Annotated in this window: 12 protein-coding genes; 9 read left to right on the top strand and 3 right to left on the bottom strand. The window is 60.1% G+C overall.

Annotated elements, in window-relative coordinates; all coding sequences use genetic code 11:
* The first annotated feature begins 43 nt into the window (after positions 1-43).
* From U9R61_RS07680 to U9R61_RS07665, 4 genes are read left to right on the top strand one after another with little or no spacing between them, the layout of a single operon-like run.
* Positions 44-919 (top strand): hypothetical protein, encoded by an 876-nt coding sequence (locus U9R61_RS07680; protein WP_322488227.1) that lies wholly within the window; start codon positions 44-46, stop codon positions 917-919.
* Complete coding sequence (locus U9R61_RS07675; protein WP_322488226.1) at positions 916-1,539, top strand: YigZ family protein; 624 nt, start codon at positions 916-918, stop codon at positions 1,537-1,539. Before U9R61_RS07680 ends, U9R61_RS07675 begins: the two co-directional genes overlap by 4 nt.
* 9 nt (positions 1,540-1,548) lie before the next feature.
* Positions 1,549-1,980 carry a DUF2231 domain-containing protein gene (locus U9R61_RS07670; RefSeq protein ID WP_322488317.1) on the top strand — a complete coding sequence of 144 codons (432 nt, stop codon included), beginning with the start codon at positions 1,549-1,551 and terminating at the stop codon, positions 1,978-1,980.
* Positions 1,981-1,990: 10 nt separating this feature from the next.
* Positions 1,991-2,671 (top strand): lysophospholipid acyltransferase family protein, encoded by a 681-nt coding sequence (locus U9R61_RS07665; RefSeq protein ID WP_322488225.1) that lies wholly within the window; start codon positions 1,991-1,993, stop codon positions 2,669-2,671.
* Positions 2,672-2,702: 31 nt separating this feature from the next.
* Here the strand turns inward: U9R61_RS07665 and U9R61_RS07660 are convergent, their stop codons facing one another.
* The 3 genes from U9R61_RS07660 to fmt all read right to left on the bottom strand — a co-directional run bounded on the left by U9R61_RS07660 (position 2,703) and on the right by fmt (position 4,834).
* Complete coding sequence (locus U9R61_RS07660) at positions 2,703-3,296, bottom strand: SH3 domain-containing protein (protein ID WP_322488224.1); 594 nt, start codon at positions 3,294-3,296, stop codon at positions 2,703-2,705.
* Positions 3,297-3,318: 22 nt separating this feature from the next.
* Positions 3,319-3,753, bottom strand: coding sequence for a hypothetical protein (locus U9R61_RS07655; protein WP_322488223.1), 435 nt, complete (start codon positions 3,751-3,753; stop codon positions 3,319-3,321).
* A 133-nt stretch (positions 3,754-3,886) separates the two neighbouring features.
* Positions 3,887-4,834, bottom strand: a complete 948-nt coding sequence (gene fmt / locus U9R61_RS07650) for a methionyl-tRNA formyltransferase (protein WP_322488222.1) — start codon at positions 4,832-4,834, stop codon at positions 3,887-3,889.
* 96 nt (positions 4,835-4,930) lie between these two features.
* On the opposite strand from fmt, the gene U9R61_RS07645 reads away from it, so the two are divergent.
* The 5 genes from U9R61_RS07645 (at position 4,931) to U9R61_RS07625 (ending at position 11,766) form a co-directional block, all read left to right on the top strand.
* Positions 4,931-5,875 carry an MDR/zinc-dependent alcohol dehydrogenase-like family protein gene (locus tag U9R61_RS07645; protein WP_322488221.1) on the top strand — a complete coding sequence of 315 codons (945 nt, stop codon included), beginning with the start codon at positions 4,931-4,933 and terminating at the stop codon, positions 5,873-5,875.
* Positions 5,868-6,809, top strand: a complete 942-nt coding sequence (locus U9R61_RS07640) for a response regulator (protein WP_322488220.1) — start codon at positions 5,868-5,870, stop codon at positions 6,807-6,809. Before U9R61_RS07645 ends, U9R61_RS07640 begins: the two co-directional genes overlap by 8 nt.
* A gap of 204 nt (positions 6,810-7,013) precedes the next feature.
* Entirely contained in the window at positions 7,014-10,355 is a 3,342-nt protein-coding gene (locus U9R61_RS07635) for a tetratricopeptide repeat protein (protein WP_322488219.1), read from the top strand.
* Positions 10,352-10,960: an FFLEELY motif protein gene (locus U9R61_RS07630; protein ID WP_322488218.1), complete on the top strand. Its 609-nt coding sequence runs from the start codon at positions 10,352-10,354 to the stop codon at positions 10,958-10,960. Before U9R61_RS07635 ends, U9R61_RS07630 begins: the two co-directional genes overlap by 4 nt.
* A complete protein-coding gene (locus tag U9R61_RS07625; RefSeq protein WP_322488217.1) occupies positions 10,957-11,766 on the top strand; it encodes a formylglycine-generating enzyme family protein in 810 nt (269 codons plus the stop codon). Before U9R61_RS07630 ends, U9R61_RS07625 begins: the two co-directional genes overlap by 4 nt.
* The last annotated feature ends 37 nt before the right edge of the window (positions 11,767-11,803 follow it).

The following is an 11,803-nucleotide window of genomic DNA, read 5'->3' as shown; positions in this document are numbered from 1 at the left end:
TATACTATATCATAATGTGTATTGTAACACGACCCATAAAGCTATGCGCACACTCCTTGCCGGTATTCCGGCTCCCCATCAGGCACTGCGATATACCCGCGCCGAACGCGATCAAGCGGTTATCTTCGAGCCGGCTTGCGCACCCTTGTTACGACCGGTCATTGATGCGAGCGCGCTTCGTCCGTGGTATACCCCGACTGGCGATCACTGGCTGCTCGCCCTGCCACTGGGTTACAGCCAGAACCATGCGATCAGCAGCGTTGAGGATCTGGTAAAGCGACACCCCGGCCTCAGCCGGCGTCTGAGCGCCTACGCTGACGCATCAGAGCCGTTATGTTGGGAATTGCCGCCCACAGCGAAGCCTGCGCTCTCTGCACCCATCCCGCGCATCTTGATCGGCGTTGGTGAACACCCGGCCATCGCATGGGATGCCGGCAATGCGATTCCTATCGCTCCTATCCGCATCCTCGCGCCTGCCGATCATGTGGTACTCGCCTTGCTCGCCTCCAGCGCCGGTCGCCGCCGCTTGCAGCAGGTGACAGACACCATTGTCTTGCCAGCGCCGCCAACTGCCATTGCCGGTCGCCTTGCTGAGCTAGCGGCGCAGGCAGTAGCAGTGGCCCACGAGCAATATGCGCTCACCCGCGAGTTTGCCCGCCGTCTACTGGCCGATTTCGGCCCTCCCGGCAGCACGCTGAGCGCGGCGCTCCAACGGTGGTGGGAACTCGAATTTCGCGAACTGCTCGCCGAGGTTGCCCGCGCCCTGCGTAACCCGATCCCTGAACCATTCCAGCCTTTCTGGGCCGTGCGCCACGTCGAAGGCCGCGCCCGTTACTATGCGCTTGCAAGCGAACTGACAGCGATCGAAGCTGCGATTGACGAGCTCACCAACCCATTATGGCAGGCCCCAGCACAATGAATACCACATCCTACCCTATTCCGGCTGCCCCGGCCCGCACCGAGATTGTCGTGCGCGGATCACGATTCATTGCCCAAGCGATCCCGACACCCACTGTTGCAGCGGCGCGGGCCGCGATCGCCGCTGTACGCGCGGAAATGCCCGATGCCACCCACCATTGTTACGCTTATTTGGTCGGTTATGGCGCCAGCACGATCGCCGGCATGAGTGATGATGGCGAACCAGCCGGAACTGCTGGCCGCCCGATGATGGCCGTCTTACGCGGCGCTGATCTTGGCGATATTACGGTGATCGTGACGCGCTATTTTGGCGGCACGCTCCTCGGCGTTGGCGGGCTCGTGCGAGCCTATAGCGATGCCACCCGCGCAGTGCTCGCCATGGTACCGCGAACCGAACGGATCATCTATCAACGCATGACGATCCACCTGCAATACCCCGATTACGCTCTTATTCGCCGGTTGCTTGAGGCAAACGCCGCCATCATTGTTACTGAGACATTCGCCGCTGATGTGACGATGGTTGTCGATCTGCCGGCCAATCACGCCACAGCGATTGCCCAGCAGCTCGGTGAGCAGAGTGCTGGCCGAGCACGCATCGAGCCAGCAGCGGCTATGGTATAATTGCAGGTGATGTACGCACTGCATCCTGCCACCATCCATATTCCGATTGGACTGCTGCTCGCCAGCAGTCTCTTTTCGTTGATTGCGCTGAGCACCGGGCGCATGCAATGGGATCAAAGCGCCTTTCATTGCCTGATCTTCGGCTTGCTCGGCGCGCTCGTTGCTGTTGCCAGCGGATTATTTGACGCTGCCCGCCAATTGGTCGGTCGTGCCATCGATGATCCAGTGATTGTATGGACGAATGGCCACGCCGCGGCGAGCTTGGCCGCCAGCGTATGTTATGGCCGGGTCTGGCTGATGCGGCGCCGGCAACCAGCTATTCTCAACGACCCTGCCCAACGCAACGCCTATCTTGGCTGGCATATCGCCGGCGCGATCTTGCTCATTGTGGGTGGGTGGTTAGGTGGCCGGCTTGTCTTTGGGTTTGATCTGGGCCGCTAGTGAGGACGTCATGTTTGCTTATGTCGTCTACGGGTTCCTCTATATCATCATTCACTTCTTCCGCCTGATCGGTTGGTGGCGCTGGTCGATCGAGGGAGTTGAGCGATTGCCTCCCCGCGAACAAGGCGGGATGATTCTGGTAATGAACCACATTAATTGGGTGGACATCCCGGTCGTTGGCGCATTGTTGCCGTTCCGCTATCGATTGTCATGGCTGGCTAAGATCGAGATTTTTGCCAACCCCTTGGCCGGCTGGTTCTTCCGCAATATGAATGTGATCCCGATCCGGCGCGGCAAGCGCGATCTGGCGGCGCTTGATGCGGCGACTGAAGCGTTGCGAAATGGCGCCGTGCTGCTTATCTTCCCCGAAGGCCACCGCAGCCGGAATGGCATTTTGCAACCGGGGCGCGGCGGCGCGATCCGGTTGGCAATGCAGGCCGGCGTACCGATCGTACCCATGGCAATTACCGGTACCGAGCACGGCTTCCGCGGCACCTTGCGCCGCGAACCAGTCCATATTATAATTGGCGAACCGTACCGGATTGAGACGTTGCCCGATAACAAGATCCCTGCCGATGTGATGGAGCGCCTCACTACCGAGATGATGCTCAAGATTGCCGCAATGCTGCCACCTGCCCAGCGCGGCCCGTATGCTGCGCTGCTCGAGACGGCCACGCCAACGCGAAAGTAGGAGCAGGAGCGGCGGGTGTGGATACCCGCCGCTATCGCCCTACCGGTTCTAAGAACTGACTCCCATCCGGCGCAACCACTGCGCACCAACCACGCTGATTGCCAACTTCAACCTGCCACCATGTGTATCCATCGGCGAGCACCGGTCCCTCACGCAACACCACTTCCCTCCCACCGGGCAGCGAGCCAACCACCCGTGCCTGCAAACCGGGTGCGACCCGCACCCGCAATGGCGCATTCCCCACATTGACCACCACCGCTCTCCCGCCAATCTGCAAGGTTGGCGGTGGCGGGGTCGGGATCGGCGTCGGTGAAGGAAGCGGTGTCGGCGAGGGGGGTAACGAGGTCGGGGTAGACGAAGCGATCGCGGCGATCGGTGAAGCGATCGGTTGGGCAACGGCGGGAGAGCCACGCTGCCCGATCAACCACCCTGTGACCGTTATGCCAAGCGCAATAACGGTGATCAAAATGAAGAAGCCGGCTAGCGGAAACCGAGACCGATGGCGGCGCCGCACCGAATCGTACCCTTGCCGGTAGTAGTAGTAGTGCTGGTAATAGAAAGGGTTGAACTCGCCTCGTTCGGCATCAGCGGCGCCGCGTTCATACATCTCGCTCGTGGTTGGCATAGGCGCAGCGAGTAAACCGGTGCTACTTGGTTAAGACCAGATCTTCGCGCCCCATCTCTCGCAGCATGTTCGGATACATCGTGTACACAGGCTCGACAGCCGGCAAGAGCTTCAGAATTTTGGGAATCGGGCCCTTGGCAATGATCTGCCGGCGAGCCAATGCCGTCATGAGATTGATCTTGCCGTGCCAGAATTGGTGCGCGATATCAGCCTTCATGCTCATCTCAACGTCTGGTTTCAGGCTGACCTCATCCCAAAAGACATCGCAGTATGCGCCGGGTTGGGTTGGCGGATGCGCGGCATCAATTGTGACGACGCCATGCGGCTCTTCGTACCGAAACTGAATGACAATCCGGCCTTCACAAATCCGCGGCGCTATTTGCGCATCACACTTCACCCGATCGTAGAGTGTGCCTAAAATGTGCCGCAGTTCTTCCTCGTCTTTGAAGAATGGCATACTTCATCTCCTGCGCCATCGACACAATGATGACGCACTGTCGTAGGAAAATCCTGTGAATGTGATTATACGCAGTTCATGACCAGAACGCAAGTCGAAATAACGCATCGCGTTAGATTAGCTTGCACTATCGCTATTGATTCTGTGCCGCTTCCCCCAATCGGATTTCACTCGCATGGATGCCGACCAACCACGCCACACCACTCATCGGGCACCGGCTAGCCGGCTGCACCTCAACCAACTCTAGTGCATCACTGCCGGTTTGCACGAGCGGATGACCGCGCGTGCTGCGCCCAATTACCAACCCCGGTGCCGCCGCAGCCGCCGTTGCGGTCACTGCTGCGCTGATCACCCGCAACGGCTGGCCTTGCCAAAAGGTATACGTCCCCGGCCACGGATCGTAGGCCCGCGTCATCCGCTCGATTACAATCGCCGGTAGCGACCAATCGATCCGGCCATCTTCTTTTTTGAGCATCTTGGTCACGGTCGCTTGGCTGTGATCTTGCGGGCGCGGCTCGATCTCGCCGCGGGCATAGCGAGGCAACGTCTGCACCAACAGTTCGGCCCCTAAGCGGAACAGCTCATCGGTCAGCGGGCCGGCCCGCGCTGTCGGCGGTAGATCGACCACGGCTTGCGCCAAAATCGGGCCGCTGTCCATACCCGGATCGAGCAGCATGATCGTCACGCCGGTCACCGTCTCACCGGCTAAAATCGCGCCGGTTACCGGGGTTGGGCCCCGGTAGAGCGGCAGTAACGATGGGTGGATGTTGAGGTAGCCGAGCGGCGGGATCGCCAACACGGCCCGGCGCAAAATCTCGCCATACGCTGCCACCACACCAACATCAGGTTGCAATGCCGATAGCGTAGCGACCACCGCCGGATCGCGCAATGTTTCAGGCTGGAACACCGGAAGGCCGTGAGCAAGTGCCGCTACTTTGACCGGCGGCGGCGTCAGCCGGCGATCACGTCCGGCTGGACGATCAGGTTGGGTGACAACGCCAACAATATCATACCCGGCAGCGACCAATGCGTCGAGCGCATGCACGGCAAACGATGGGCTGCCTAAAAATAAAACGCGCATGATGCTACTCCTTGCTCGCGCTTGCCCGCAACACGGCAAGCAGCGGCATATAGTATAATAGAGTTCGGTGTCTTGCAAAGCGAAGTCTGTGACCTTATGCGAGCAATTGTTTTTGATGGCAACCTACGGTATAGCACCGATTACCCCGAACCTAAACGCCCACCGGGAGAAGCGCTGATCCGTCCCCGCCTAGTGGGTATCTGTAATACTGATCTCGAAATCACGCGCGGGTACATGAACTTTCGTGGCGTTCTGGGCCATGAATTCGTTGGCACTGTGGTCGCCGCCGATAATCCGGATTGGCTTGGGAAGCGTGTCGTGGGCGAAATCAATGCCGCCTGCCGCCGCTGCCCAACCTGTTTGCGCGGCAATGAAAGCCATTGCCCGTACCGCACCACGCTTGGCATCGACCGGCGTGATGGTGCGATGGCCGATCTCTTTACCCTGCCCGAAGCCTGCTTGCACGAAGTGCCAGATAGCGTCAGCGATGAGGCTGCCGTCTTCACCGAACCGCTAGCCGCTGCGCTGGAAATTGTCGAGCAGAGTCACATTCGCCCAACCGAACGAGTGGCTGTTGTCGGCGATGGCAAGTTAGGCGCAATGATTGTGCAAGTCTTGCGCCTGACTGGCTGCGATTTGACGCTCATTGGCCGCCACCCCGAACGATGGGATCTCTACCGGCGGCAAGGTACGACGTGCATACCTAGCAATGATGAGCCGTCACACCAATTTGATGTCGTAATTGATTGTACTGGCAACCCAGCCGGTTTGGCAATCGCTCGGCAGCTAGTGCGCCCACGCGGGCGGCTAGTGCTCAAGAGCACGTTTGCCGCCGAAACCAACCTGAATCTGAGTATGCTGGTGGTTGACGAAGTGCAACTGATTGGCTCGCGCTGTGGCCCCGTCGCACCGGCGCTCCGCTTGCTCGAGCGCGGCTTGATCGAAACCCAACCCTTGATCAGCGCCCGGTATCCGCTTTCTGCAGGATTGGAGGTGTTTGCCGCCGCATCCGGTCAACTTAAGGTTTTGCTCAGTGTCTGAAGAAATCCATTTGCCGACGGTTCTGATTGCCGATGACGAACCTAACCTGCGCTTTTTGCTCAGCGATATGCTGGCCCGCGCCGGCTTCGCTGTGCTCACCGCTGAAGACGGGATCGCGCTCATCCGCGTCGCTCAAGAACAGTTGCCTGATCTGATCTTGATCGACCTCATGCTGCCCGGTATCGATGGCTACGAGGCGATCCGCCAGCTACGCAACGATACCCGCACCGCCCATTTGCCGATAATCATTGTCACCGCCCGCACCAATCCGACTGATGTCGTGATTGGCTTTGACACCGGCGCTGATGATTATATCACCAAACCATTCAATGACGCCGAATTGATCGCCCGCATTCGCTCGTTGCTGCGACGCACCACACAGCGTTCAGTCCGTAACCCACTCACCGGTTTGCCCGGCAATCTCTTGATTAGCGAAGAGATTCGCTATCGCCTCCAGCGCGGTGAGGCGTTTACGCTGCTGTACATTGATTTGAATGATTTTAAGGCCTTTAACGATGCCTACGGCTTCGCCCGCGGCGATCAGGCGATCCGGCTCGTGGCCGAGATTTGTGAACAGACGCAGAACCACTTTGCCGAACATTCAACCTTTCTCGGGCATATTGGCGGCGATGATTTCGTCATGCTTTGCCCCTCAGAGATTGCCGCCGAGCTGGCCTGCTGGATCGTCCATCAGTATGAGCAAGTGTGCGGTGCACTGTACGACGAAGCTGATCGCGCGCGTGGCTACTTGATAGGGCACGACCGCGCCAGCAACCTTGCTCATATCCCGATCGGCGCCATCGCCATTGGCGGCGTATCAAGCACACCGACCGCCACCGTTGACGAGTTATCGCGCGCCGCCGCGATGATGAAACACACCGCCAAAACGTTTGGCGGCAGCGCGATCGTGATTGATGGCGCGCGGCTGCGCTGATGCGAGGGCGATGCACCGATCAGAGAACCGTTGCCCCTTAACGGTTTTCTGATCAGACAACCCCATCACCGCAAACCCTGTAAGCCATTCTTCAGGATCACTTTGAGCAACCACAAAGTCAGATTCCTTCCTGCTCGCTTGAAATATCGTTAAAACTGCTTACAATAAGAGATAATGTGGCGCAGCATGGCAAGGAGCCGGAACATGCAATGGCCTTGGCGACGGGCACGAACCGAGCGCATTACCGAACAAAGCGACGATCATCCTGACCAGCGCCGGCACGGGCGTCGCTGGCGCCGGCTGTTGTTCATACTGGCATTGATCGGCATTGCGGTGGGCATCTTTTTGCTCCTGCGCCCTTCCGATCCGCGCTTTGTGATTGTGATTACCCCCTTTGCTGACCATGATGACCGCGCCGGCTCCCAGATCGCCGGCGCGCTGGCCCGCCAACTCCGCGCCCATGGAGGGAATCTCGTCCAAGTCATCACCAGCGCTACCCGCCCGGCCAATAGCGCCGAAGCGTTGGCGCTGGCCCAACAAACTAATGCCGACGTGTTAGTTTGGGGCGCCGTCGAACCCGGCGGGATGATCGATAGCCCTAGCTTGCGGCCAGAATTGATCTATCTCCCCCACAATATTGATATCACACAAGCATGGCAGGGCTTTGCCATTCGCTTTGCGCTCCCCAACCGGTTTTCCGTGAGTACCACGCCTATTAGCGGCCAAGCCGCCCTCGCGCCTTACCTGCTCGCCTTGGCCGCCTACCACCACGGCGAAGCTGATCTGGCGATCGATCAGCTCCAACGCTTGCTCGAGCTTCATCCGCAATTGTCGCCATTCTTGCCCCAGTTGCTGCGCGGCAATCTGCTGTGGGCCCGTGGCTGGTATACCGCTGCCGCGGCTGAGTATCAAGCCATCCTTGCGCTCGCAGACGGCGAGCGGGCGTTAGTTGCCAACAATCTCGGCGCTATTTTGTTCGACGCCCGTCATCCCGATGCGCCGCGCTATTTCGCCGAAGCGATCGATCTGCTCGATGGCCGCGATCTCGGCCAATTGCGCGTCAATCTGGCGCTCTGGGCATTGCGCGAACAGCGCGCGCGCGACGCCGTCTCTGACCTCGAACAAGCACGCAATCTGTTGCCGGCACATCCTGATTTAGAACTCCTCATCGCAACCGCCTACCGCGAAAGTGGCCGGCTTGACGATGCGACTAGGTCGCTCAACCGGCTGACGCCAGCGCAAACGGTGCTGCTGGCGCGCATACCTATCGCCGTCCGCACCCCGGTTGAGACGCGCCTCAACGCAACCCTCACCGAAGAGCGCGCCTTGATTCATCTCGAACGCTTGCTGCCACTGGCTGGCCCGCTCTACTGGGCGCTGGAAGCCGCTGATCCGTTGCCGTCTGCCGCTGAACTGCGCAGTGTCCGCGACCAACTGCGCACCTCAACCGAGCTCAGCAGCCGCTCGGTGAGTCTGTGGCGGCAGCAAGCCGCCAGCGAAGCTGCTATCTTCCCCGGCGCCGGCTTGATGGCAACCGGCCAAGCCGAGCAGAGTGAAGCAACCGCGCGCCGCCAGCGCCTTGCCCTTGCGTTGCTTGATGCGGCCTTGCAAGCGGTCGAAGACCGCAATGCGCCCAACCCGGCCGGCCAGTTGATCGGGGCGCTTTTTGGCTCGGCAAGCGCGGCTAATCCGACTATTGAAATGCTGAGCCAACTGCGCGATCAACAACCCGATAACGTCGCGATCTTGCTCGCGCTCGGGTTTGCCTTGCGGATTGACAACCAGTTTGATCAAGCTGCGCAGACCTATCAACAGGTTATTGATCTTGCACCGCAGTTGCCTGATGGGTATGCCGGCGCCGGCAAGGTAGCGTTGACGCGCAACGACCGGGCCGGCGCCTTGGCGGCATTTCGCGCCGCGCTGGAACGCAACAACCGTTTCTTTCCGGCCCATGTGGCGCTGGCCCGCCTCGCCGAAAGCGATAGCGATTGGCCGGAGGCGATCGACCATTGGCGCGCCCTCGTCGCTTGGCAACAATCGCCGTACACTATTATCAATCTGAGCCGGGCGCTCCGGCGCAGCGGTGCAAGTGGATTCGCTGAAGCTGAACGTCTGCTCGTGCCTCTCGCCACGACCAACGCCGAGGCCGCTATCGAACTGGCCCGGCTCTATAACGACGCCGGCCTGCCGGCTGAAGCTGCTGCGGTCTATCGCGACGCGCTGGCACTCGCACCACGCTCAACCATCGCCGCATTCGAGTTGGGCGAAACGTATATCAAATTGGGTGATCTGAATTCGGCTGAACGCATGCTGCGCGAAGCCATCGCGTTTGATGATCGCAATCTCGATGCGCGTCTGAAGCTGGCCGAGTTGTACGAAGGCCCGCTCGACCAACCGAATCGCGCGATCGAGCAGTATCGCGTGGCGCTTGGGCAAGGCGTGAATGACCCCGACCGGCTGCTGCGGATCGGTCAGTCCACGCTGGCTGGCAAGAGCCCAACTGTGGCCATTCAGGCCTTAGAGCGCGCGCTCACCCTGCAACCCGATTCGGTAACGGCCCGCCAGTTGCTCGCCCGCGCCTACTTGGCCGGCAACCAGCTTGATGCGGCGTCGCAAGAGGCCCGCCGCGCGCTAGAGCAAACCGCAAATCGCTCCGATCCTGAGGCGATTACGGCACGCACGAACGCTTGGCTGACGCTGGCCGATGTCGCGCGTCGCCGGAATGATCCGGCCGCAGCCGATGAGGCGTACCAGCAGGCGCTGGCGACTGACCCACAATCAATCGCCGCGCATATCGGGTTGGGCGAGCTGGCCGGCGGGCAAGGCAATTGGGGAGTTGCCCTTGCGTACTTTGAAACGGCGGCCAATTTGCCGGGTGGCGATATGAACGCAACGGCCCAGTTTTGGCTCGGCGAGGCGCTGCTGCGCAACGGTCAATTGGCCCGCGCCCTCGCCGCATACCAACGCGCCTTGACCCTCCAACCACAGTATCCGGAGGCGCTGCTAGGCATGGCCCAAACCCAATACGCGCTGGGCCGCGCTGATGAAGCATTGCAAACGGTTGAACAGGCGATCCGGCAGCAGCGCAACTACGCCGAGGCCCACCTGTTTCGCGGCAAGCTTCTACAAGAGGCTGGCCGGTTCAGCGAAGCCCGCACCGCTTTCGACGCCTCTATCAGCGCCAACAATCGTATCGCCGAGAGTTTCTATCGGCGCGCACTCTTAGCCATTCGCGCCAATGATTACGACCAAGCCATCCGTGATCTCAATCGGGCGGTGGCCCTCCAACCCAATTTTCCCGAAGCGCATTATTGGTTAGGCCGCGCTTACTACGCCCAAGGTCGCAATGCGAGTGCGCTGCAAGCGATCCAGCAGGCGATTACGTTGAATCCCGATTATAGCGAAGCCATCTTCTACAGCGGTCTGATCGCTGAAGATCAGGCCAATTTCATCGCCGCCCGCACCGCGTACCAGACCCTGATTGCTCGCGAACCAACCAGCGAATGGGGACAACGCGCCCGTGCCCAACTCGAACGTTTGCCATGAATACGCTGCGCCAGTATCGGATTGCGTTACAAATCTTTCAGTCGAATCGCCTCCGCCGCGATTACCGCGATCTGTCGGAAGTGCCGGAGTACGAGCCGCTAGGCGAATTTTTCTTCAACGAGATGTACGGCCCGCGTGATTTTAGCCAACGCGACCAAGAGGGACGCCGGCTGCACCACTTCCTCGGCTTCCTGCCCGGCATCCGCCTCCGCGATCTGGAAGAGGTGCTGGAATTGCTCGAACTCACCTATCAGCTTGATGATGATCTCGCCCGACAAATGCTAGCCGCCGATGTTGGCACCGACTTCGATGAGATTACCTACGAATACTTTTACCGGCTGGCTGATAAGTATGACGAGCGCTTCCGCCAATTAACCCTCGTCAGAAGTTCGTTGTACACTGTCTTTCAGTTGTCGCGCTCACCCATCCTCGGCCTAGCCCTCCGCCGCTCCCACTTCGTCGCCCGCCTCGCCGGGATCGGCACTGTCCATACGTTTCTGTTACGTGGCTACGAAGCGCTGCAAAACGTTGCCGCTATTGAGCATTTCGCCGAGACGATCTACCAACGCGAGTTGGATCGGCTCAATCGTATTTATCAACGATGAAACCATTGGTTGAACTCTTGCCGGTGATGGTTGTCATCCCCGGCCAAACCTTTCGCATGGGCACACCGGCACGTGAAACCAGTGATCTGGCCCGCCGCTACGGCGGCACCCGCGAGAGTTATCACGAAGAGACGCCGCAACACGAGGTGACGCTGCCGGCCTTCGCGATCGCCCAAACTCCGCTCAGCGCCGCCCTCTACGCCTATGCCGTCTCCGCTAGCGCAGTGCCGCCACCACCCATCTGGCGCGGCCCGCTCCCGCCGCCAGACATCGCGCATCTACCGGTGACTGACATCAACTGGCACGAGGCACGGACCTTTTGCGTATGGCTGAGTTGCCAACCTGATCTGACCGTGCGCCTGATCGATACCAGAGGCCGGCCATTGCCGCCACCACAACGGCTGCACTTCCGCCTGCCCACTGAGGCTGAATGGGAACATGCCGCCCGTGGCATCGATAGCCGCCGCTTTCCGTGGGGTGATGAATTTCACCCCCATCTCGCCAACACTCGCGAGAGCGGGCGCGCGGCGCCCAACCTTCCTGGCGCCTATCCCGGCGGTCGCAGCCCCTACGGCATCGAAGATATGGCTGGCAATGTCTGGGAATGGACGGCCTCGCTCGACCAGCCGTATCCGTACCGGCCTGACGATGGGCGTGAAGACCCCAACGCGCCGGGACGCCGGATCCTGCGCGGCGGCGGCTACGCCAACCCTCACGGTTATGCGCGCTGCGCCTGCCGCTTTCGGTTACAGCCCGACCTGCGGAATCAGTTCTTAGGCATGCGCTTGGCGTTGAGTGTAGAATAGCCATCGTTGCGCTTTCGCGCCTTTGCGTTTATCATCA

The organism is Chloroflexus sp. (genome assembly GCF_034431535.1).
Taxonomy (GTDB): Bacteria; Chloroflexota; Chloroflexia; order Chloroflexales; family Chloroflexaceae; genus Chloroflexus.
This window is presented reverse-complemented; position numbering and strand designations above follow the sequence as displayed.